The organism is Neobacillus notoginsengisoli, assembly GCF_003515685.1.
GTDB lineage: Bacteria > Bacillota > Bacilli > Bacillales > Cytobacillaceae > Bacillus_D > Bacillus_D notoginsengisoli.
Genome location: NZ_QWEG01000029.1, coordinates 1 through 20,888 on the forward strand (window position 1 = coordinate 1; position 20,888 = coordinate 20,888).

Annotated in this window: 39 protein-coding genes and 1 pseudogene; 21 read left to right on the plus strand and 19 right to left on the minus strand. The window is 45.9% G+C overall.

From position 1 onward, the window contains the following. Positions 1-223: 223 nt before the first annotated feature. Positions 224-418, plus strand: coding sequence for a YlcI/YnfO family protein (locus D1B31_RS23310; protein WP_001421937.1), 195 nt, complete (start codon positions 224-226; stop codon positions 416-418). 164 nt (positions 419-582) lie between these two features. Here D1B31_RS23310 and ybcW read toward each other — a convergent pair whose 3' ends face one another. Beyond that, complete coding sequence (gene ybcW, locus D1B31_RS23315; RefSeq protein WP_001031427.1) at positions 583-789, minus strand: protein YbcW; 207 nt, start codon at positions 787-789, stop codon at positions 583-585. Positions 790-1,074: 285 nt separating this feature from the next. Here ybcW and D1B31_RS23325 point away from each other — a divergent pair, with 285 nt between their 5' ends. Continuing rightward, on the plus strand, positions 1,075-1,485 hold the full coding sequence (locus tag D1B31_RS23325; RefSeq protein ID WP_012775990.1) for a DUF1398 domain-containing protein: 411 nt from the start codon (positions 1,075-1,077) through the stop codon (positions 1,483-1,485). A gap of 289 nt (positions 1,486-1,774) precedes the next feature. Next, positions 1,775-2,068, plus strand: a complete 294-nt coding sequence (gene bor / locus D1B31_RS23330; RefSeq protein WP_000738492.1) for a serum resistance lipoprotein Bor — start codon at positions 1,775-1,777, stop codon at positions 2,066-2,068. Positions 2,069-2,099: 31 nt separating this feature from the next. On the opposite strand, the gene rzpD is transcribed toward bor, so the two are convergent. The 17 genes and pseudogenes from rzpD to D1B31_RS23420 form a co-directional block, all read right to left on the minus strand. Continuing rightward, entirely contained in the window at positions 2,100-2,561 is a 462-nt protein-coding gene (gene rzpD, locus D1B31_RS23335; protein ID WP_000092275.1) for a prophage endopeptidase RzpD, read from the minus strand. Then, a complete protein-coding gene (locus tag D1B31_RS23340; protein ID WP_000229403.1) occupies positions 2,558-3,034 on the minus strand; it encodes a glycoside hydrolase family 24 protein in 477 nt (158 codons plus the stop codon). Before D1B31_RS23340 ends, rzpD begins: the two co-directional genes overlap by 4 nt. Then, a pseudogene (locus tag D1B31_RS24955) lies at positions 3,018-3,341 on the minus strand (phage holin, lambda family). Before D1B31_RS24955 ends, D1B31_RS23340 begins: the two are co-directional and overlap by 17 nt. Positions 3,342-4,017: 676 nt before the next feature. Beyond that, on the minus strand, positions 4,018-4,641 hold the full coding sequence (locus D1B31_RS23355) for an antitermination protein Q (protein ID WP_001235459.1): 624 nt from the start codon (positions 4,639-4,641) through the stop codon (positions 4,018-4,020). Next, a complete protein-coding gene (locus tag D1B31_RS23360) occupies positions 4,638-5,375 on the minus strand; it encodes a serine/threonine protein phosphatase (RefSeq protein WP_425388422.1) in 738 nt (245 codons plus the stop codon). Before D1B31_RS23360 ends, D1B31_RS23355 begins: the two co-directional genes overlap by 4 nt. Then, positions 5,281-5,487, minus strand: coding sequence for a phage NinH family protein (locus tag D1B31_RS23365; protein WP_002901791.1), 207 nt, complete (start codon positions 5,485-5,487; stop codon positions 5,281-5,283). The genes D1B31_RS23360 and D1B31_RS23365 overlap by 95 nt, the downstream gene beginning before the upstream one ends. Then, positions 5,484-6,098 (minus strand): recombination protein NinG, encoded by a 615-nt coding sequence (locus D1B31_RS23370; protein ID WP_015979261.1) that lies wholly within the window; start codon positions 6,096-6,098, stop codon positions 5,484-5,486. Before D1B31_RS23370 ends, D1B31_RS23365 begins: the two co-directional genes overlap by 4 nt. Then, the gene (locus tag D1B31_RS23375) at positions 6,088-6,300 is read right to left on the minus strand and encodes a protein NinF (protein WP_306424353.1); all 213 of its coding nucleotides are present in this window, start codon (positions 6,298-6,300) and stop codon (positions 6,088-6,090) included. The genes D1B31_RS23370 and D1B31_RS23375 overlap by 11 nt, the downstream gene beginning before the upstream one ends. Next, complete coding sequence (locus tag D1B31_RS23380; RefSeq protein ID WP_000113775.1) at positions 6,255-6,437, minus strand: NinE family protein; 183 nt, start codon at positions 6,435-6,437, stop codon at positions 6,255-6,257. Before D1B31_RS23380 ends, D1B31_RS23375 begins: the two co-directional genes overlap by 46 nt. Next, on the minus strand, positions 6,404-6,577 hold the full coding sequence (gene ninD, locus D1B31_RS23385) for a protein NinD (protein ID WP_000984218.1): 174 nt from the start codon (positions 6,575-6,577) through the stop codon (positions 6,404-6,406). The genes D1B31_RS23380 and ninD overlap by 34 nt, the downstream gene beginning before the upstream one ends. Further along, complete coding sequence (locus tag D1B31_RS23390; protein WP_000611491.1) at positions 6,574-7,446, minus strand: phosphoadenosine phosphosulfate reductase domain-containing protein; 873 nt, start codon at positions 7,444-7,446, stop codon at positions 6,574-6,576. The genes ninD and D1B31_RS23390 overlap by 4 nt, the downstream gene beginning before the upstream one ends. Next, the gene (locus D1B31_RS23395; protein WP_000736903.1) at positions 7,443-7,883 is read right to left on the minus strand and encodes a recombination protein NinB; all 441 of its coding nucleotides are present in this window, start codon (positions 7,881-7,883) and stop codon (positions 7,443-7,445) included. The genes D1B31_RS23390 and D1B31_RS23395 overlap by 4 nt, the downstream gene beginning before the upstream one ends. 73 nt (positions 7,884-7,956) lie before the next feature. After that, entirely contained in the window at positions 7,957-8,247 is a 291-nt protein-coding gene (locus D1B31_RS23400) for a protein ren (RefSeq protein ID WP_000145933.1), read from the minus strand. After that, positions 8,244-8,945, minus strand: coding sequence for a replication protein P (locus D1B31_RS23405; RefSeq protein ID WP_000788910.1), 702 nt, complete (start codon positions 8,943-8,945; stop codon positions 8,244-8,246). The genes D1B31_RS23400 and D1B31_RS23405 overlap by 4 nt, the downstream gene beginning before the upstream one ends. Next, on the minus strand, positions 8,942-9,841 hold the full coding sequence (locus tag D1B31_RS23410) for a replication protein (protein WP_000185505.1): 900 nt from the start codon (positions 9,839-9,841) through the stop codon (positions 8,942-8,944). Before D1B31_RS23410 ends, D1B31_RS23405 begins: the two co-directional genes overlap by 4 nt. Positions 9,842-9,873: 32 nt before the next feature. Continuing rightward, complete coding sequence (locus D1B31_RS23415; RefSeq protein ID WP_343124322.1) at positions 9,874-10,227, minus strand: CII family transcriptional regulator; 354 nt, start codon at positions 10,225-10,227, stop codon at positions 9,874-9,876. 58 nt (positions 10,228-10,285) lie between these two features. Continuing rightward, positions 10,286-10,486, minus strand: a complete 201-nt coding sequence (locus tag D1B31_RS23420) for a Cro/CI family transcriptional regulator (protein WP_000437875.1) — start codon at positions 10,484-10,486, stop codon at positions 10,286-10,288. A gap of 100 nt (positions 10,487-10,586) precedes the next feature. On the opposite strand from D1B31_RS23420, the gene D1B31_RS23425 reads away from it, so the two are divergent. The 4 genes from D1B31_RS23425 to D1B31_RS23440 all read left to right on the plus strand — a co-directional run bounded on the left by D1B31_RS23425 (position 10,587) and on the right by D1B31_RS23440 (position 13,490). Beyond that, positions 10,587-11,300, plus strand: a complete 714-nt coding sequence (locus D1B31_RS23425; RefSeq protein WP_000104864.1) for a LexA family protein — start codon at positions 10,587-10,589, stop codon at positions 11,298-11,300. A 112-nt stretch (positions 11,301-11,412) separates the two neighbouring features. Continuing rightward, the gene (locus D1B31_RS23430; protein ID WP_000788349.1) at positions 11,413-12,252 is read left to right on the plus strand and encodes a protein rexA; all 840 of its coding nucleotides are present in this window, start codon (positions 11,413-11,415) and stop codon (positions 12,250-12,252) included. Between the two features lie 15 nt (positions 12,253-12,267). Then, positions 12,268-12,702, plus strand: a complete 435-nt coding sequence (locus D1B31_RS23435) for a protein rexB (RefSeq protein ID WP_001245922.1) — start codon at positions 12,268-12,270, stop codon at positions 12,700-12,702. A 464-nt stretch (positions 12,703-13,166) separates the two neighbouring features. Next, positions 13,167-13,490 carry an antitermination protein N gene (locus tag D1B31_RS23440; protein ID WP_001564525.1) on the plus strand — a complete coding sequence of 108 codons (324 nt, stop codon included), beginning with the start codon at positions 13,167-13,169 and terminating at the stop codon, positions 13,488-13,490. Here the strand turns inward: D1B31_RS23440 and D1B31_RS23445 are convergent, their stop codons facing one another. After that, the gene (locus tag D1B31_RS23445; RefSeq protein WP_223248937.1) at positions 13,491-14,042 is read right to left on the minus strand and encodes a superinfection exclusion B family protein; all 552 of its coding nucleotides are present in this window, start codon (positions 14,040-14,042) and stop codon (positions 13,491-13,493) included. A gap of 197 nt (positions 14,043-14,239) precedes the next feature. Here D1B31_RS23445 and D1B31_RS23450 point away from each other — a divergent pair, with 197 nt between their 5' ends. The 14 genes from D1B31_RS23450 to D1B31_RS23525 all read left to right on the plus strand — a co-directional run bounded on the left by D1B31_RS23450 (position 14,240) and on the right by D1B31_RS23525 (position 20,715). Next, complete coding sequence (locus D1B31_RS23450) at positions 14,240-14,440, plus strand: antirestriction Ral family protein (RefSeq protein ID WP_000213975.1); 201 nt, start codon at positions 14,240-14,242, stop codon at positions 14,438-14,440. Between the two features lie 182 nt (positions 14,441-14,622). After that, on the plus strand, positions 14,623-14,991 hold the full coding sequence (locus D1B31_RS23455) for a DUF2528 family protein (RefSeq protein ID WP_000065374.1): 369 nt from the start codon (positions 14,623-14,625) through the stop codon (positions 14,989-14,991). A 72-nt stretch (positions 14,992-15,063) separates the two neighbouring features. Next, positions 15,064-15,228, plus strand: a complete 165-nt coding sequence (locus tag D1B31_RS23930; protein ID WP_001198861.1) for a protease FtsH-inhibitory lysogeny factor CIII — start codon at positions 15,064-15,066, stop codon at positions 15,226-15,228. Then, a complete protein-coding gene (gene kil / locus D1B31_RS23935) occupies positions 15,212-15,340 on the plus strand; it encodes a host cell division inhibitory peptide Kil (protein WP_001007579.1) in 129 nt (42 codons plus the stop codon). Before D1B31_RS23930 ends, kil begins: the two co-directional genes overlap by 17 nt. Positions 15,341-15,414: 74 nt before the next feature. Next, positions 15,415-15,711: a host-nuclease inhibitor Gam family protein gene (locus D1B31_RS23470; RefSeq protein ID WP_000995451.1), complete on the plus strand. Its 297-nt coding sequence runs from the start codon at positions 15,415-15,417 to the stop codon at positions 15,709-15,711. 5 nt (positions 15,712-15,716) lie between these two features. Then, complete coding sequence (gene bet, locus D1B31_RS23475; protein ID WP_000100844.1) at positions 15,717-16,502, plus strand: phage recombination protein Bet; 786 nt, start codon at positions 15,717-15,719, stop codon at positions 16,500-16,502. Then, positions 16,499-17,179 (plus strand): lambda exonuclease family protein, encoded by a 681-nt coding sequence (locus tag D1B31_RS23480; protein ID WP_000186853.1) that lies wholly within the window; start codon positions 16,499-16,501, stop codon positions 17,177-17,179. The genes bet and D1B31_RS23480 overlap by 4 nt, the downstream gene beginning before the upstream one ends. After that, positions 17,176-17,358, plus strand: coding sequence for a DUF1317 domain-containing protein (locus D1B31_RS23485; protein ID WP_000149542.1), 183 nt, complete (start codon positions 17,176-17,178; stop codon positions 17,356-17,358). Before D1B31_RS23480 ends, D1B31_RS23485 begins: the two co-directional genes overlap by 4 nt. Next, positions 17,331-17,522 (plus strand): DUF1382 family protein, encoded by a 192-nt coding sequence (locus D1B31_RS23490; RefSeq protein WP_015979260.1) that lies wholly within the window; start codon positions 17,331-17,333, stop codon positions 17,520-17,522. Before D1B31_RS23485 ends, D1B31_RS23490 begins: the two co-directional genes overlap by 28 nt. Before the next feature lie 391 nt (positions 17,523-17,913). Next, entirely contained in the window at positions 17,914-18,135 is a 222-nt protein-coding gene (locus D1B31_RS23500) for a TraR/DksA family transcriptional regulator (RefSeq protein WP_000763367.1), read from the plus strand. Next, positions 18,132-18,680 (plus strand): ead/Ea22-like family protein, encoded by a 549-nt coding sequence (locus tag D1B31_RS23505; protein ID WP_001289873.1) that lies wholly within the window; start codon positions 18,132-18,134, stop codon positions 18,678-18,680. Before D1B31_RS23500 ends, D1B31_RS23505 begins: the two co-directional genes overlap by 4 nt. A 191-nt stretch (positions 18,681-18,871) precedes the next feature. Beyond that, entirely contained in the window at positions 18,872-19,153 is a 282-nt protein-coding gene (locus D1B31_RS23510) for a hypothetical protein (RefSeq protein ID WP_000026224.1), read from the plus strand. 295 nt (positions 19,154-19,448) lie between these two features. Further along, positions 19,449-19,667 carry an excisionase gene (locus D1B31_RS23520; RefSeq protein WP_002414258.1) on the plus strand — a complete coding sequence of 73 codons (219 nt, stop codon included), beginning with the start codon at positions 19,449-19,451 and terminating at the stop codon, positions 19,665-19,667. After that, entirely contained in the window at positions 19,645-20,715 is a 1,071-nt protein-coding gene (locus tag D1B31_RS23525; protein WP_000533640.1) for a tyrosine-type recombinase/integrase, read from the plus strand. Before D1B31_RS23520 ends, D1B31_RS23525 begins: the two co-directional genes overlap by 23 nt. Positions 20,716-20,888: the final 173 nt, after the last annotated feature.

Consider the following 20,888-nt stretch of genomic DNA (forward strand, 5'->3'; position numbering starts at 1 on the left):
AATAACGTCAGTAGGTCGCCGCCCCGTAACCTGTCGGATCACCGGAAAGGACCCGTAAAGTGATAATGATTATCATCTACATATCACAACGTGCGTGGAGGCCATCAAACCACGTCAAATAATCAATTATGACGCAGGTATCGTATTAATTGATCTGCATCAACTTAACGTAAAAACAACTTCAGACAATACAAATCAGCGACACTGAATACGGGGCAACCTCATGTCAACGAAGAACAGAACCCGCAGAACAACAACCCGCAACATCCGCTTTCCTAACCAAATGATTGAACAAATTAACATCGCTCTTGAGCAAAAAGGGTCCGGGAATTTCTCAGCCTGGGTCATTGAAGCCTGCCGTCGGAGACTAACGTCAGAAAAGAGAGCATATACATCAATTAAAAGTGATGAAGAATGAACATCCCGCGTTCTTCCCTCCGAACAGGACGATATTGTAAATTCACTTAATTACGAGGGCATTGCAGTAATTGAGTTGCAGTTTTACCACTTTCCTGACAGTGACAGACTGCGTGTTGGCTCTGTCACAGACTAAATAGTTTGAATGATTAGCAGTTATGGTGATCAGTCAACCACCAGGGAATAATCCTTCATATTATTATCGTGCTTCACCAACGCTGCCTCAATTGCTCTGAATGCTTCCAGAGACACCTTATGTTCTATACATGCAATTACAACATCAGGGTAACTCATAGAAATGGTGCTATTAAGCATATTTTTTACACGAATCAGATCCACGGAGGGATCATCAGCAGATTGTTCTTTATTCATTTTGTCGCTCCATGCGCTTGCTCTTCATCTAGCGGTTAAAATATTACTTCAAATCTTTCTGTATGAAGATTTGAGCACGTTGGCCTTACATACATCTGTCGGTTGTATTTCCCTCCAGAATGCCAGCAGGACCGCACTTTGTTACGCAACCAATACTATTAAGTGAAAACATTCCTAATATTTGACATAAATCATCAACAAAACACAAGGAGGTCAGACCAGATTGAAACGATAAAAACGATAATGCAAACTACGCGCCCTCGTATCACATGGAAGGTTTTACCAATGGCTCAGGTTGCCATTTTTAAAGAAATATTCGATCAAGTGCGAAAAGATTTAGACTGTGAATTGTTTTATTCTGAACTAAAACGTCACAACGTCTCACATTATATTTACTATCTAGCCACAGATAATATTCACATCGTGTTAGAAAACGATAACACCGTGTTAATAAAAGGACTTAAAAAGGTTGTAAATGTTAAATTCTCAAGAAACACGCATCTTATAGAAACGTCCTATGATAGGTTGAAATCAAGAGAAATCACATTTCAGCAATACAGGGAAAATCTTGCTAAAGCAGGAGTTTTCCGATGGGTTACAAATATCCATGAACATAAAAGATATTACTATACCTTTGATAATTCATTACTATTTACTGAGAGCATTCAGAACACTACACAAATCTTTCCACGCTAAATCATAACGTCCGGTTTCTTCCGTGTCAGCACCGGGGCGTTGGCATAATGCAATACGTGTACGCGCTAAACCCTGTGTGCATCGTTTTAATTATTCCCGGACACTCCCGCAGAGAAGTTCCCCGTCAGGGCTGTGGACATAGTTAATCCGGGAATACAATGACGATTCATCGCACCTGACATACATTAATAAATATTAACAATATGAAATTTCAACTCATTGTTTAGGGTTTGTTTAATTTTCTACACATACGATTCTGCGAACTTCAAAAAGCATCGGGAATAACACCATGAAAAAAATGCTACTCGCTACTGCGCTGGCCCTGCTTATTACAGGATGTGCTCAACAGACGTTTACTGTTCAAAACAAACCGGCAGCAGTAGCACCAAAGGAAACCATCACCCATCATTTCTTCGTTTCTGGAATTGGGCAGAAGAAAACTGTCGATGCAGCCAAAATTTGTGGCGGCGCAGAAAATGTTGTTAAAACAGAAACCCAGCAAACATTCGTAAATGGATTGCTCGGTTTTATTACTTTAGGCATTTATACTCCGCTGGAAGCGCGTGTGTATTGCTCACAATAATTGCATGAGTTGCCCATCGATATGGGCAACTCTATCTGCACTGCTCATTAATATACTTCTGGGTTCCTTCCAGTTGTTTTTGCATAGTGATCAGCCTCTCTCTGAGGGTGAAATAATCCCGTTCAGCGGTGTCTGCCAGTCGGGGGGAGGCTGCATTATCCACGCCGGAGGCGGTGGTGGCTTCACGCACTGACTGACAGACTGCTTTGATGTGCAACCGACGACGACCAGCGGCAACATCATCACGCAGAGCATCATTTTCAGCTTTAGCATCAGCTAACTCCTTCGTGTATTTTGCATCGAGCGCAGCAACATCACGCTGACGCATCTGCATGTCAGTAATTGCCGCGTTCGCCAGCTTCAGTTCTCTGGCATTTTTGTCGCGCTGGGCTTTGTAGGTAATGGCGTTATCACGGTAATGATTAACAGCCCATGACAGGCAGACGATGATGCAGATAACCAGAGCGGAGATAATCGCGGTGACTCTGCTCATACATCAATCTCTCTGACCGTTCCGCCCGCTTCTTTGAATTTTGCAATCAGGCTGTCAGCCTTATGCTCGAACTGACCATAACCAGCGCCCGGCAGTGAAGCCCAGATATTGCTGCAACGGTCGATTGCCTGACGGATATCACCACGATCAATCATAGGTAAAGCGCCACGCTCCTTAATCTGCTGCAATGCCACAGCGTCCTGACTTTTCGGAGAGAAGTCTTTCAGGCCAAGCTGCTTGCGGTAGGCATCCCACCAACGGGAAAGAAGCTGGTAGCGTCCGGCGCCTGTTGATTTGAGTTTTGGGTTTAGCGTGACAAGTTTGCGAGGGTGATCGGAGTAATCAGTAAATAGCTCTCCGCCTACAATGACGTCATAACCATGATTTCTGGTTTTCTGACGTCCGTTATCAGTTCCCTCCGACCACGCCAGCATATCGAGGAACGCCTTACGTTGATTATTGATTTCTACCATCTTCTACTCCGGCTTTTTTAGCAGCGAAGCGTTTGATAAGCGAACCAATCGAGTCAGTACCGATGTAGCCGATAAACACGCTCGTTATATAAGCGAGATTGCTACTTAGTCCGGCGAAGTCGAGAAGGTCACGAATGAACTAGGCGATAATGGCGCACATCGTTGCGTCGATTACTGTTTTTGTAAACGCACCGCCATTATATCTGCCGCGAAGGTACGCCATTGCAAACGCAAGGATTGCCCCGATGCCTTGTTCCTTTGCCGCGAGAATGGCGGCCAACAGGTCATGTTTTTCTGGCATCTTCATGTCTTACCCCCAATAAGGGGATTTGCTCTATTTAATTAGGAATAAGGTCGATTACTGATAGAACAAATCCAGGCTACTGTGTTTAGTAATCAGATTTGTTCGTGACCGATATGCACGGGCAAAACGGCAGGAGGTTGTTAGCGCGACCTCCTGCCACCCGCTTTCACGAAGGTCATGTGTAAAAGGCCGCAGCGTAACTATTACTAATGAATTCAGGACAGACAGTGGCTACGGCTCAGTTTGGGTTGTGCTGTTGCTGGGCGGCGATGACGCCTGTACGCATTTGGTGATCCGGTTCTGCTTCCGGTATTCGCTTAATTCAGCACAACGGAAAGAGCACTGGCTAACCAGGCTCGCCGACTCTTCACGATTATCGACTCAATGCTCTTACCTGTTGTGCAGATATAAAAAATCCCGAAACCGTTATGCAGGCTCTAACTATTACCTGCGAACTGTTTCGGGATTGCATTTTGCAGACCTCTCTGCCTGCGATGGTTGGAGTTCCAGACGATACGTCGAAGTGACCAACTAGGCGGAATCGGTAGTAAGCGCCGCCTCTTTTCATCTCACTACCACAACGAGCGAATTAACCCATCGTTGAGTCAAATTTACCCAATTTTATTCAATAAGTCAATATCATGCCGTTAATATGTTGCCATCCGTGGCAATCATGCTGCTAACGTGTGACCGCATTCAAAATGTTGTCTGCGATTGACTCTTCTTTGTGGCATTGCACCACCAGAGCGTCATACAGCGGCTTAACAGTGCGTGACCAGGTGGGTTGGGTAAGGTTTGGGATTAGCATCGTCACAGCGCGATATGCTGCGCTTGCTGGCATCCTTGAATAGCCGACGCCTTTGCATCTTCCGCACTCTTTCTCGACAACTCTCCCCCACAGCTCTGTTTTGGCAATATCAACCGCACGGCCTGTACCATGGCAATCTCTGCATCTTGCCCCCGGCGTCGCGGCACTACGGCAATAATCCGCATAAGCGAATGTTGCGAGCACTTGCAGTACCTTTGCCTTAGTATTTCCTTCAAGCTTTGCCACACCACGGTATTTCCCCGATACCTTGTGTGCAAATTGCATCAGATAGTTGATAGCCTTTTGTTTGTCGTTCTGGCTGAGTTCGTGCTTACCGCAGAATGCAGCCATACCGAATCCGGCTTGTGATTGCGCCATCCCCATAGCAGCCATCACATCAGTACCGGAAAGAGAGTCAGAAGCCGTGGCCCGTGGTGAGTCGCTCATCATCGGGCTTTTTGGCGAATGAAATTTAGCTACGCTTTCGAGTCTCATGCGCCTTCTCCCTGTACCTGAATCAATGTTAGGTTTCCGCAGAACACTGCGCCGGTATCGATATACATTTGGTTGGCAAACTTGAGTGGTTTCACTGCTGGCGTATGACCAAAGATGAACGTGTCCGCGCCTTTGATTTCTTTCACGATCCCGTTTTGTGAGTTGCTGATTCGTTCGCGGTTCCAGATTACCTGCTGATGATCAACTGGCTTTCCAAACTCGTATTCGTCAAAGGGATAATCGGCGTGGCAGATAACATATTTTTTATCTTTGCTCACCAGTTCGATGATTAACGGAAGTTCATCTGCTTTATGGGCAAGAGCTTTAGCCAGAATTTCTTTGTCGTAATCGAGATTAAAGAACCAGCCACCGCCATTAAGCAGCCAGTGATTAACGTTTCCACGCTCTGATAAGCCATCAATCATCATTTGCTCATGGTTTCCACGTACAGCTCTGAACCAGGGGAATGTGATTAATTCCAGGCATTCAACGTTCTCTGCACCACGATCAACCAAATCGCCCACCGAGATAAGCAGGTCTTTTTTGTTGTCGAATCCAATCGTATCCAGTTTGTTCATCAGGTTCGTGTAGCATCCGTGCAGATCGCCAACTACCCAAATATTTCGGTATTTGCTGCCATCAATTTTTTCGTAATAGCGCATCTCTTTCACTCCATCCGCGATGAACCATGAGAACGTCGTTGACGATGGCGTGCATTTTCCCGTCTTTATCATCAACGTATTTTCTGACCGTACCGCGACTACATTTCAGTCTGCGTGCTACTTCTGTCTGATTTCCGTATGTTTCAACGAGCATGTCTGGAATGGTTTTTACTGAGAACGTCATGCGGCCTCACTTCTGCTATTTCGCAGGTCTTTGAGTTTCTGTTGGTACTCTGCCTTGATCGCCTTGCACTCTTCGATAGTCCAGCGATGGCGGTTATGGTTTGATTCGATTTCGTCTACTGCTTCCTGCCCGATGCGGCTAATCAGTTCGACGCGATACGGAACGAGATTTCCGCTTTTGTGCTGGTTGCACACCACGCATTGCTTGTGAATATTGCGTTCATTAAATCGGAGTTGAGGTGCCGCAGCAGTTGTCCGGTAATGTCCGGCATCCCACTGAGCAGACGTGAGCGTTCCGCACGAGATACATGGTAAGTCGCGGTCTCTTTCTCTGATGAAGGCGTTTACGGCTTGTTGGGCTTGTTTAATCCAGTAACTGCGGGGCTTTAAGGCGAGTTTTCGAATCTTAAGTTTATCTTTCTGTTTCTGCTCCTCTCGTCGTCGTTTCTTCTCTGCTGCTTTTTCCGCTTTTTCGCGTTCTTTACTTCGTCGTTCGAGTGCTATCTTGGTTCCACACTCTGGAGAGCACCACCACTGATTAGCGAATGCAGGGTGAAACCATTCCCGGCATTCATCGTTTTTACATCGTCTTCGCGCTGGTTTAGCCATCATCTTCTTCCTCGTGCATCGAGCTATTCGGATCGCTCATCAGTTCTGCGCAGCAGTGCTCACACACGTGAACTTCCAGCACATGCAGCTTCTGACCGCAGTTAGCGCACGTTAAAGCTCGCTCGACGCTTTCTTGTTCGTAACTTCGATTTTGGTCAATCACCTTGTTTTCCTCGCACGACGTCTTAGCCACCGGATATCCCACAGGTGAGCCGTGTAGTTGAAGGTTTTTACGTCAGATTCTTTTGGGATTGGCTTGGGTTTATTTCTGGTGCGTTTCGTTGGAAGGTATTTGCAGTTTTCGCAGATTATGTCGGTGATACTTCGTCGCTGTCTCGCCACACGTCCTCCTTTTCCTGCGGTAGTGGTAACACCCCTGTTGGTGTTCTTTCACACCGGAGACACCATCGATTCCAGTAAGGTTGATTTGGTCGGAAGCGGTTATCTTCTTTGCATTCACCGCACCGATAACATCGCATCATGCAGCTTCCCTCCCGAAGTCGAAATCAAGCTGCCCTCCAAATATTTCGCATGACTCAGAACAAGAGCCGGTATCGAATCTTTTAGCTCGTACCATGTCCTGATACAGGGCTTGATAATCATTTTCTGAATACATTTTCGCGATACCGTCCAGCGACATTCTTCCTCGGTACATAATCTCCTTTGGCGTTTCCCGATGTCCGTCACGCACATGGGATCCCGTGATGACCTCATTAAAAACACGCTGCAATCCCTCCTCATCTTTGCAGGCAAGTCCGATTTTTTGCGTTGATTTTTTAATGCAGAATATGCAGTTACCGAGATGTTCCGGTATTTGCAAATCGAATGGTTGTTGCTTCCACCATGCGAGGATATCTTCCTTCTCAAAGTCTGACAGTTCAGCAAGATATCTGATTCCAGGCTTTGGCTTTAGCCGCTTCGGTTCATCAGCTCTGATGCCAATCCACGTGGTGTAATTCCCTCGCCCGAAATGGTCATCACAGTATTTGGTGAAGGGAACGAGTTTTAATCTGTCAGTGCAGAACGCGCCGCCGACGTATGGAGTGCCATATTTCTTTACCATATCGATAAATGGCTTCAGAACAGGCATTCGCGTCTGAATATCCTTTGGTTCCCATACCGTATAACCATTTGGCTGTCCAAGCTCCGGGTTGATATCAACCTGCAATACGGTGAGCGGTATATCCCAGAACTTCACAACTTCCCTGACAAACCGATATGTCATTGGATGTTCACAACCTGTATCCATGAAAACGTAATGCACGTCTTTACCTGCCCGTCGCTTTTGCTCCATTAGCCAGAGCAAATATGCTGACGTCCTGCCACCGGAGAAACTAACGACATTTATCATGCAGCCCTGTCTCCCCATCTCGCTTTCCACTCCAGAGCCAGTCTCGCTTCGTCTGACCACTTAACGCCACGCTCTGTACCGAATGCCTGTATAAGCTCTAATAGCTCCGCAAATTCGCCTACACGCATCCTGCTGGTTGACTGGCCTATTACCACAAAGCCATTCCCGGCAAGGTTAGGAACAACATCCTGCTGCTTTAATGCTGCGGTAAACACACACTTCCAGCTTTCTGCATCCAGCCAGCGACCATGCCATTCAACCTGACGAGAGACGTCACCTAAGCAGGCCCATAGCTTCCTGTTTTGGTCTAAGCTGCGGTTGCGTTCCTGAATGGTTACTACGATTGGTTTGGTTGGGTCTGGAAGGATTTGCTGTACTGCGTGAATAGCGTTTTGCTGATGTGCTGGAGATCGAATTTCAAAGGTTAGTTTTTTCATGACTTCCCTCTCCCCCAAATAAAAAGGCCTGCGATTACCAGCAGGCCTGTTATTAGCTCAGTAATGTAGATGGTCATCTTTTAACTCCATATACCGCCAATACCCGTTTCATCGCGGCACTCTGGCGACACTCCTTAAAAACCAGGTTCGTGCTCATCTTTCCTTCCCGTTCTTCCCTGGTAGCAAACCGGTAATACACCGTTCGCCAGACCTTACCTTCGATAACCAGAAGACCTGCCCGTGCCATTTTAGCCGCGGCCTGATTTATGCTGGTTACTGTTGCGCCTGTTAGCGCGGCAACGTCCGGCGCACAGAAGCTATTATGCGTCCCCAGGTAATGAATAATTGCCTCTTTGCCCGTCATACACTTGCTCCTTTCAGTCCGAACTTAGCTTTGATTTCTGCGATCTTCGCCAGAGCCTGTGCACGATTTAGAGGTCTACCGCCCATGACAGGAAGTTGTTTTACTGGTTCAGGGATCGCCTCACCACGGTTAATTCTCGCAGTCATATGGACAAGCTCATCTGCGGCCTTACGGCGTAATTCCGCATCAGTAAGCGCATTGGCCCGCATGTTCTGATACAGGTTGGTAACCAGCCAGTAGTGCGCGTTTGATTTCCACGGATAAGACTCCGCATCCGGATACAGGCCTCGCTTCCGGCAATACTCGTAAACCATATCAACCAGCTCGCTGACGTTTGGCAGTCCGGCGGTAACGGATGCTTCTTCCCGGCACCATGCAACAAACTGCCCGGGTGATGGCAGAAATGGTCGATTCTGCCGACGGGCTACGCGCATTCCTGCGTTAACCTGTTCCATCGTGGTGATCCCGTTTTCCCGAAAAGCCAGAACCCACTGGCGACGGATTTCGTTCACTTCGTTCTGGTCACGGTTAGCCAGGCTCGCCGGGAAAGTTGCCAGTAACTGGCTGAACACACCGTTGATGATCTGCGCTACCTGCTGTACCTGCGGCTTTTCGTCGTACTGTTCCGGCATGTTGTTGGCGATCCGACGCATCTGCTCACGGTCAAAGTTAACCATCTGTGCGGCGATGTTTTTCATAGATCCACCCCGTAAATCCAGTCTGTGTTTGTCAGGTCGAGTTTTGGTTTGCTGGCTGTCACGCCTGCCTGTTGCTTGTTACGGTTGATTTCGAGTTGGGTCCACTTATCGCGGAGTTTGGCCGGGCTCAGCACGTTACCGGACCAGAAGTTGTCCTGGCATGCCCAGCGGAACAGCACACACATGTCGCGGTGGTTACGTCCGTCACGTTCACGCATCAGGCGGATATCGTTAGCCCACCCAGCAAAATTCGGTTTTCTGGCTGATGGTGCGATAGTCTTCACCATGTCAAACATCCACTCTGCGGCGGTCAGGTCTTCTGCTGTCCCCCACTTGCTGCCGCTCTGAATTGCAGCATCCGGTTTCACCACAGAAAGGTCGTTTTCTGGCTGGTCAGAGGATTCGCCAGAATTCTCTGACGAATAATCTTTTCTTTTTTCTTTTGTAATAGTGTCTTTTGTGTCCCCCTGTTTTGAGGGATAGCAATCCCCCAATTTGAGGGATGTTTTATCCCTCGTTTTAGGGGATTTTCCCTCGTTTTGAGGGATGCACCATTCTGAGATGTTTTTATTTGGTCCAAACATGCCGCCTTGCTGCTTGATAATATTCATTCTGACGAGTTCTAACTTGGCTTCATTGCACCGTTTGACAGGTAACTTTGTAATCTCGCTAAGTTGAGAATCGGTGATTCTGTCCATTGGTTTATTCCACCCATAGGTTTTACGCAGAATGGCAAGCAGCACTTTAAACTGTCGCTTGGTCAGATCTGCGCCCGAATAAGCCTCAAGCAGCATATTTGATAGTCTGGCGTAACCATCATCGAGATCTGCCACATTACGCTCCTGTCCGGCAAAGTTACCTCTGCCGAAGTTGAGTATTTTTGCTGTATTTGTCATAATGACTCCTGTTGATAGATCCAGTAATGACCTCAGAACTCCATCTGGATTTGTTCAGAACGCTCGGTTGCCGCCGGGCGTTTTTTATTGGTGAGAATCGCAGCAACTTGTCGCGCCAATCGAGCCATGTCGTCGTCAACGACCCCCCATTCAAGAACAGCAAGCAGCATTGAGAACTTTGGAATCCAGTCCCTCTTCCACCTGCTGATCTGCGACTTATCAACGCCCACAGCTTCCGCTGTCTTCTCAGTTCCAAGCATTGCGATTTTGTTAAGCAACGCACTCTCGATTCGTAGAGCCTCGTTGCGTTTGTTTGCACGAACCATATGTAAGTATTTCCTTAGATAACAATTGATTGAATGTATGCAAATAAATGCATACACCATAGGTGTGGTTTAATTTGATGCCCTTTTTCAGGGCTGGAATGTGTAAGAGCGGGGTTATTTATGCTGTTGTTTTTTTGTTACTCGGGAAGGGCTTTACCTCTTCCGCATAAACGCTTCCATCAGCGTTTATAGTTAAAAAAATCTTTCGGCCTGCATGAATGGCCTTGTTGATCGCGCTTTGATATACGCCGAGATCTTTAGCTGTCTTGGTTTGCCCAAAGCGCATTGCATAATCTTTCAGGGTTATGCGTTGTTCCATACAACCTCCTTAGTACATGCAACCATTATCACCGCCAGAGGTAAAATAGTCAACACGCACGGTGTTAGATATTTATCCCTTGCGGTGATAGATTTAACGTATGAGCACAAAAAAGAAACCATTAACACAAGAGCAGCTTGAGGACGCACGTCGCCTTAAAGCAATTTATGAAAAAAAGAAAAATGAACTTGGCTTATCCCAGGAATCTGTCGCAGACAAGATGGGGATGGGGCAGTCAGGCGTTGGTGCTTTATTTAATGGCATCAATGCATTAAATGCTTATAACGCCGCATTGCTTACAAAAATTCTCAAAGTTAGCGTTGAAGAATTTAGCCCTTCAATCGCCAGAGAAATCTACGAGATGTATGAAGCGGTTAGTATGCAGCCGTCACTTAGAAGTGAGTATGAGTACCCTGTTTTTTCTCATGTTCAGGCAGGGATGTTCTCACCTAAGCTTAGAACCTTTACCAAAGGTGATGCGGAGAGATGGGTAAGCACAACCAAAAAAGCCAGTGATTCTGCATTCTGGCTTGAGGTTGAAGGTAATTCCATGACCGCACCAACAGGCTCCAAGCCAAGCTTTCCTGACGGAATGTTAATTCTCGTTGACCCTGAGCAGGCTGTTGAGCCAGGTGATTTCTGCATAGCCAGACTTGGGGGTGATGAGTTTACCTTCAAGAAACTGATCAGGGATAGCGGTCAGGTGTTTTTACAACCACTAAACCCACAGTACCCAATGATCCCATGCAATGAGAGTTGTTCCGTTGTGGGGAAAGTTATCGCTAGTCAGTGGCCTGAAGAGACGTTTGGCTGATCGGCAAGGTGTTCTGGTCGGCGCATAGCTGATAACAATTGAGCAAGAATCTTCATCGAATTAGGGGAATTTTCACTCCCCTCAGAACATAACATAGTAAATGGATTGAATTATGAAGAATGGTTTTTATGCGACTTACCGCAGCAAAAATAAAGGGAAAGATAAGCGCTCAATAAACCTGTCTGTTTTCCTTAATTCTCTGCTGGCTGATAATCATCACCTGCAGGTTGGCTCCAATTATTTGTATATTCATAAAATCGATGGAAAAACTTTTCTCTTTACCAAAACAAATGACAAGAGTCTGGTTCAGAAGATAAATCGCTCTAAAGCTTCAGTTGAAGATATTAAGAACAGCCTCGCAGATGACGAATCATTGGGATTCCCATCTTTTTTGTTTGTTGAAGGCGACACCATTGGTTTTGCCAGAACTGTTTTCGGGCCGACCACATCCGATCTGACAGATTTTTTAATCGGGAAAGGAATGTCATTAAGCAGTGGAGAGCGCGTTCAGATAGAGCCACTGATGAGGGGAACCACCAAAGACGATGTTATGCATATGCATTTCATCGGCCGAACAACGGTGAAGGTAGAAGCCAAGCTACCTGTATTTGGCGATATATTAAAGGTCTTAGGGGCAACAGATATTGAAGGGGAGCTTTTTGACTCATTGGATATAGTCATTAAGCCAAAATTTAAAAGGGATATAAAAAAGGTTGCCAAGGATATTATTTTTAACCCGTCACCTCAATTTTCAGACATTAGCCTGCGGGCAAAAGATGAGGCCGGAGATATTTTAACAGAACATTATCTATCAGAAAAAGGCCATCTCTCAGCGCCTCTGAACAAGGTCACCAATGCTGAGATAGCTGAAGAGATGGCATATTGCTACGCAAGAATGAAAAGTGATATACTGGAATGTTTTAAAAGGCAGGTGGGCAAAGTTAAGGATTAATTATCAGGAGTAATTATGCGGAACAGAATCATGCCTGGTGTTTACATAGTAATAATTCCTTACGTTATCGTAAGCATTTGCTATCTCCTTTTCCGCCACTACATTCCTGGTGTTTCTTTTTCAGCTCATAGAGATGGTCTTGGGGCGACATTGTCATCATATGCAGGAACCATGATTGCAATCCTGATTGCTGCCTTGACGTTTCTAATCGGAAGCAGAACGCGCCGACTGGCCAAGATTAGAGAGTATGGGTATATGACATCGGTAGTTATTGTCTATGCCCTTAGTTTTGTTGAGCTTGGAGCTTTGTTTTTCTGCGGGTTATTGCTTCTTTCCAGCATAAGCGGCTACATGATACCCACTATCGCCATCGGCATTGCCTCTGCATCGTTCATTCATATATGCATCCTTGTTTTCCAACTATATAATTTGACCAGAGAACAAGAATAACCCGGCCTCAGCGCCGGGTTTTCTTTGCCTCACGATCGCCCCCAAAACACATAACCAATTGTATTTATTGAAAAATAAATAGATACAACTCACTAAACATAGCAATTCAGATCTCTCACCTACCAAACAATGCCCCCCTGCAAAAAATAAATTCATATAAAAAACATACAGATAACCATCTGCGGTGATAAATTATCTCTGGCGGTGTTGACATAAATACCACTGGCGGTGATACTGAGCACATCAGCAGGACGCACTGACCACCATGAAGGTGACGCTCTTAAAAATTAAGCCCTGAAGAAGGGCAGCATTCAAAGCAGAAGGCTTTGGGGTGTGTGATACGAAACGAAGCATTGGCCGTAAGTGCGATTCCGGATTAGCTGCCAATGTGCCAATCGCGGGGGGTTTTCGTTCAGGACTACAACTGCCACACACCACCAAAGCTAACTGACAGGAGAATCCAGATGGATGCACAAACACGCCGCCGCGAACGTCGCGCAGAGAAACAGGCTCAATGGAAAGCAGCAAATCCCCTGTTGGTTGGGGTAAGCGCAAAACCAGTTAACCGCCCTATTCTCTCGCTGAATCGCAAACCGAAATCACGAGTAGAAAGCGCACTAAATCCGATAGACCTTACAGTGCTGGCTGAATACCACAAACAGATTGAAAGCAACCTGCAACGTATTGAGCGCAAGAATCAGCGCACATGGTACAGCAAGCCTGGCGAACGCGGCATAACATGCAGTGGACGCCAGAAAATTAAGGGAAAATCGATTCCTCTTATCTAGTTACTTAGATATTGGCCTTGGCTTTATCTCAATATTATATGGATCATAGCTGGCAACTAATTCAGTCCAGTAAATATCCTCAATAGGGAATAATATATGCTTTCCATTCCATCGGGAAAAAGTTTTGTTCAACACACCAAGCTCAATCAACTCACTAATGTATGGGAATTGTTTTGATGTAACCACATACTTCCTGCCTTCATTAAGGGCTGCGCACAAAACCATAGATTGCTCTTCTGTAAGGTTTTGAATTACTGATCGCACTTTATCGTTTTGCATCTTAATGCGTTTTCTTAGCTTAAATCGCTTATATCTGGCGCTGGCAATAGCTGATAATCGATGCACATTAATTGCTAGCGAAAATGCAAGAGCAAAGACGAAAACATGCCACACATGAGGAATACCGATTCTCTCATTAACATATTCAGGCCAGTTATCTGGGCTTAAAAGCAGAAGTCCAACCCAGATAACGATCATATACATGGTTCTCTCCAGAGGTTCATTACTGAACACTCGTCCGAGAATAACGAGTGGATCCATTTCTATACTCATCAAACTGTAGGGGTTGTAATAGTTTATCCGATTTCTCGCTGTAGGGGTACACGAGAACCACCGAGCCTGATGTGGTTAAAAGACAGGCACAATCTTTACTACCGCAATCCACTATTTAAGGTGATATATGGAAGAAGAATTTGAAGAGTTCGAAGAGCATCCTCAGGATGTGATGGAACAATACCAGGACTATCCGTATGACTACGACTATTGATAAAAATCAATGGTGTGGACAATTCAAGCGATGCAATGGATGCAAGCTGCAATCGGAATGCATGGTTAAGCCTGAAGAAATGTTTCCTGTAATGGAAGATGGGAAATATGTCGATAAATGGGCAATACGAACGACGGCAATGATTGCCAGAGAACTTGGTAAACAGAACAACAAAGCTGCCTGATAGTGGCCTTTATTTTTGGCATAAATAACAGAATAAACACTGCACTGTGTATTCATTCCAACGAGTGAATACACGGAGCAATGTCGCTCGTAACTAAACAGGAGCCGACTTGTTCTGATTATTGGAAATCTTCTTTGCCCTCCAGTGTGAGGGCGATTTTTTATCTGTGAGGATATGAACAGATGTCAAACATCAAAAAATACATCATTGATTACGACTGGAAAGCATCAATAGAAATTGAAATCGACCATGACGTAATGACAGAGGAAAAACTTCACCAGATTAATAATTTCTGGTCAGACTCTGAATACCGACTCAATAAACACGGCTCTGTATTAAATGCTGTATTAATCATGCTGGCGCAACATGCTCTGCTTATAGCAATTTCAAGCGACTTAAATGCATATGGTGTTGTGTGTGAGTTCGACTGGAATGATGGAAATGGTCAGGAAGGATGGCCTCCAATGGATGGTAGCGAAGGAATAAGAATTACCGATATCGATACATCAGGAATATTTGATTCAGATGATATGACTATCAAGGCCGCCTGAGTGCGGTTTTACCGCATACCAATAACGCTTCACTCGAGGCGTTTTTCGTTATGTATAAATAAGGAGCACACCATGCAATATGCCATTGCAGGGTGGCCTGTTGCTGGCTGCCCTTCCGAATCTTTACTTGAACGAATCACCCGTAAATTACGTGACGGATGGAAACGCCTTATCGACATACTTAATCAGCCAGGAGTCCCAAAGAATGGATCAAACACTTATGGCTATCCAGACTAAATTCACTATCGCCACTTTTATTGGCGATGAAAAGATGTTTCGTGAAGCCGTCGACGCTTATAAAAAATGGATATTAATACTGAAACTGAGATCAAGCAAAAGCATTCACTAACCCCCTTTCCTGTTTTCCTAATCAGCCCGGCATTTCGCGGGCGATATTTTCACAGCTATTTCAGGAGTTCAGCCATGAACGCTTATTACATTCAGGATCGTCTTGAGGCTCAGAGCTGGGCGCGTCACTACCAGCAGCTCGCCCGTGAAGAGAAAGAGGCAGAACTGGCAGACGACATGGAAAAAGGCCTGCCCCAGCACCTGTTTGAATCGCTATGCATCGATCATTTGCAACGCCACGGGGCCAGCAAAAAATCCATTACCCGTGCGTTTGATGACGATGTTGAGTTTCAGGAGCGCATGGCAGAACACATCCGGTACATGGTTGAAACCATTGCTCACCACCAGGTTGATATTGATTCAGAGGTATAAAACGAATGAGTACTGCACTCGCAACGCTGGCTGGGAAGCTGGCTGAACGTGTCGGCATGGATTCTGTCGACCCACAGGAACTGATCACCACTCTTCGCCAGACGGCATTTAAAGGTGATGCCAGCGATGCGCAGTTCATCGCATTACTGATCGTTGCCAACCAGTACGGCCTTAATCCGTGGACGAAAGAAATTTACGCCTTTCCTGATAAGCAGAATGGCATCGTTCCGGTGGTGGGCGTTGATGGCTGGTCCCGCATCATCAATGAAAACCAGCAGTTTGATGGCATGGACTTTGAGCAGGACAATGAATCCTGTACATGCCGGATTTACCGCAAGGACCGTAATCATCCGATCTGCGTTACCGAATGGATGGATGAATGCCGCCGCGAACCATTCAAAACTCGCGAAGGCAGAGAAATCACGGGGCCGTGGCAGTCGCATCCCAAACGGATGTTACGTCATAAAGCCATGATTCAGTGTGCCCGTCTGGCCTTCGGATTTGCTGGTATCTATGACAAGGATGAAGCCGAGCGCATTGTCGAAAATACTGCATACACTGCAGAACGTCAGCCGGAACGCGACATCACTCCGGTTAACGATGAAACCATGCAGGAGATTAACACTCTGCTGATCGCCCTGGATAAAACATGGGATGACGACTTATTGCCGCTCTGTTCCCAGATATTTCGCCGCGACATTCGTGCATCGTCAGAACTGACACAGGCCGAAGCAGTAAAAGCTCTTGGATTCCTGAAACAGAAAGCCGCAGAGCAGAAGGTGGCAGCATGACACCGGACATTATCCTGCAGCGTACCGGGATCGATGTGAGAGCTGTCGAACAGGGGGATGATGCGTGGCACAAATTACGGCTCGGCGTCATCACCGCTTCAGAAGTTCACAACGTGATAGCAAAACCCCGCTCCGGAAAGAAGTGGCCTGACATGAAAATGTCCTACTTCCACACCCTGCTTGCTGAGGTTTGCACCGGTGTGGCTCCGGAAGTTAACGCTAAAGCACTGGCCTGGGGAAAACAGTACGAGAACGACGCCAGAACCCTGTTTGAATTCACTTCCGGCGTGAATGTTACTGAATCCCCGATCATCTATCGCGACGAAAGTATGCGTACCGCCTGCTCTCCCGATGGTTTATGCAGTGACGGCAACGGCCTTGAACTGAAATGCCCGTTTACCTCCCGGGATTTCATGAAGTTCCGGCTCGGTGGTTTCGAGGCCATAAAGTCAGCTTACATGGCCCAGGTGCAGTACAGCATGTGGGTGACGCGAAAAAATGCCTGGTACTTTGCCAACTATGACCCGCGTATGAAGCGTGAAGGCCTGCATTATGTCGTGATTGAGCGGGATGAAAAGTACATGGCGAGTTTTGACGAGATCGTGCCGGAGTTCATCGAAAAAATGGACGAGGCACTGGCTGAAATTGGTTTTGTATTTGGGGAGCAATGGCGATGACGCATCCTCACGATAATATCCGGGTAGGCGCAATCACTTTCGTCTACTCCGTTACAAAGCGAGGCTGGGTATTTCCCGGCCTTTCTGTTATCCGAAATCCACTGAAAGCACAGCGGCTGGCTGAGGAGATAAATAATAAACGAGGGGCTGTATGCACAAAGCATCTTCTGTTGAGTTAAGAACGAGTATCGAGATGGCACATAGCCTTGCTCAAATTGGAATCAGGTTTGTGCCAATACCAGTAGAAACAGACGAAGAATTTCATACGTTAGCCGCATCCCTTTCACAAAAGCTGGAAATGATGGTGGCGAAAGCAGAAGCAGATGAGAGAAACCAGGTATGACAACCACGGAATGCATTTTTCTGGCAGCGGGCTTCATATTCTGTGTGCTTATGCTTGCCGACATGGGACTTGTTCAATGACACCTCAGCAGGAAAACGCCCTTCGCAGCATTGCCCGTCAGGCTAATTCTGAAATCAAAAAAAGCCAGACAGCAGTTTCCGGATAAAAACGTCGATGACATTTGCCGTAGCGTACTGAAGAAGCACCGCGAAACGGTAACGCTGATGGGATTCACACCGACTCATTTAAGCCTGGCAATCGGCATGTTAAACGGCGTCTTTAAGGAACGATGAACATGAAAAGCAAAATCATCAGGGAGCTACAGGCTCCTTTTTTATTATTCGCATTCACCCTCAAGCGTATTAACCAACAGTTCAGGGATTAATGAAAGATGGCAGACATCATTGATTCAGCATCAGAAATAGAAGAATTACAGCGCAACACAGCAATAAAAATGCGCCGCCTGAACCACCAGGCTATATCTGCCACTCATTGTTGTGAGTGTGGCGATCCGATAGATGAACGAAGACGCCTGGTCGTTCAGGGTTGTCGGACTTGTGCAAGTTGCCAGGAGGATCTGGAACTTATCAGTAAACAGAGAGGTTCGAAGTGAGCGAAATTAACTCTCAGGCACTGCGTGAAGCGGCAGAGCAGGCAATGCATGACGACTGGGGATTTGACGCAGACCTTTTCCATGAATTGGTAACACCATCGATTGTGCTGGAACTGCTGGATGAACGGGAAAGAAACCAGCAATACATCAAACGCCGCGACCAGGAGAACGAGGATATTGCGCTAACAGTAGGGAAACTGCGTGTTGAGCTTGAAACAGCAAAATCAAAACTCAACGAGCAGCGTGAGTATTACGAAGGTGTTATCTCGGATGGGAGTAAGCGTATTGCTAAACTGGAAAGCAACGAAGTCCGTGAAGACGGAAACCAGTTTCTTGTTGTTCGCCATCCTGGGAAGACTCCTGTTATCAAGCACTGCACTGGTGACCTGGAAGAGTTTCTGCGGCAGTTAATCGAACAAGACCCGTTAGTAACTATCGACATCATTACGCATCGCTATTACGGGGTTGGAGGTCAATGGGTTCAGGATGCAGGTGAGTATCTGCATATGATGTCTGACGCTGGCATTCGCATCAAAGGAGAGTGAGATCGGTTTTGTAAAAGATAACGCTTGTGAAAATGCTGAATTTCGCGTCGTCTTCACAGCGATGCCAGAGTCTGTAGTGTCAGATGATGACCGTACTCAAACATCGGGTTGAGTATTATCTTACTGTTTCTTTACATAAACATTGCTGATACCGTTTAGCTGAAACGACATACATTGCAAGGAGTTTATAAATGAGTATCAATGAGTTAGAGTCTGAGCAAAAAGATTGGGCGTTATCAATGTTGTGCAGATCCGGTGTCTTGTCTCCATGCAGACATCACGAAGGTGTTTATGTAGATGAAGGTATAGATATAGAGTCGGCATACAAATATTCCATGAAGGTTTATAAGTCTAATGAAGACAAATCCCCATTCTGCAATGTGCGAGAAATGACTGATACCGTGCAAAATTATTATCACGAGTACGGTGGAAACGATACTTGCCCTCTCTGTACAAAACATATAGATGATTAAACCCAATATTACATAACAATCCTCGCACTCGCGGGGATTTATTTTATCTGAACTCGCTACGGCGGGTTTTGTTTTATGGAGATGATAAATGCACTTCCGAGTCACAGGAGAATGGAATGGAGAGCCATTCAACAGAGTTATCGAAGCGGAGAACATCAACGACTGCTACGACCACTGGATGATATGGGCGCAGATAGCACATGCAGACGTAACCAATATTCGAATTGAAGAACTGAAAGAACACCAAGCCGCCTGATGGCGGTTTTTTCTTGCGTGTAATTGCGGAGACTTTGCGATGTACTTGACACTTCAGGAGTGGAACGCACGCCAGCGACGTCCAAGAAGCCTTGAAACAGTTCGTCGATGGGTTCGGGAATGCAGGATATTCCCACCTCCGGTTAAGGATGGAAGAGAGTATCTGTTCCACGAATCAGCGGTAAAGGTTGACTTAAATCGACCAGTAACAGGTGGCCTTTTGAAGAGGATCAGAAATGGGAAGAAGGCGAAGTCATGAGCGCCGGGATTTACCCCCTAACCTTTATATAAGAAACAATGGATATTACTGCTACAGGGACCCAAGGACGGGTAAAGAGTTTGGATTAGGCAGAGACAGGCGAATCGCAATCACTGAAGCTATACAGGCCAACATTGAGTTATTTTCAGGACACAAACACAAGCCTCTGACAGCGAGAATCAACAGTGATAATTCCGTTACGTTACATTCATGGCTTGATCGCTACGAAAAAATCCTGGCCAGCAGAGGAATCAAGCAGAAGACACTCATAAATTACATGAGCAAAATTAAAGCAATAAGGAGGGGTCTGCCTGATGCTCCACTTGAAGACATCACCACAAAAGAAATTGCGGCAATGCTCAATGGATACATAGACGAGGGCAAGGCGGCGTCAGCCAAGTTAATCAGATCAACACTGAGCGATGCATTCCGAGAGGCAATAGCTGAAGGCCATATAACAACAAACCATGTCGCTGCCACTCGCGCAGCAAAATCAGAGGTAAGGAGATCAAGACTTACGGCTGACGAATACCTGAAAATTTATCAAGCAGCAGAATCATCACCATGTTGGCTCAGACTTGCAATGGAACTGGCTGTTGTTACCGGGCAACGAGTTGGTGATTTATGCGAAATGAAGTGGTCTGATATCGTAGATGGATATCTTTATGTCGAGCAAAGCAAAACAGGCGTAAAAATTGCCATCCCAACAGCATTGCATATTGATGCTCTCGGAATATCAATGAAGGAAACACTTGATAAATGCAAAGAGATTCTTGGCGGAGAAACCATAATTGCATCTACTCGTCGCGAACCGCTTTCATCCGGCACAGTATCAAGGTATTTTATGCGCGCACGAAAAGCATCAGGTCTTTCCTTCGAAGGGGATCCGCCTACCTTTCACGAGTTGCGCAGTTTGTCTGCAAGACTCTATGAGAAGCAGATAAGCGATAAGTTTGCTCAACATCTTCTCGGGCATAAGTCGGACACCATGGCATCACAGTATCGTGATGACAGAGGCAGGGAGTGGGACAAAATTGAAATCAAATAATGATTTTATTTTGACTGATAGTGACCTGTTCGTTGCAACAAATTGATAAGCAATGCTTTTTTATAATGCCAACTTAGTATAAAAAAGCTGAACGAGAAACGTAAAATGATATAAATATCAATATATTAAATTAGATTTTGCATAAAAAACAGACTACATAATACTGTTTTTTT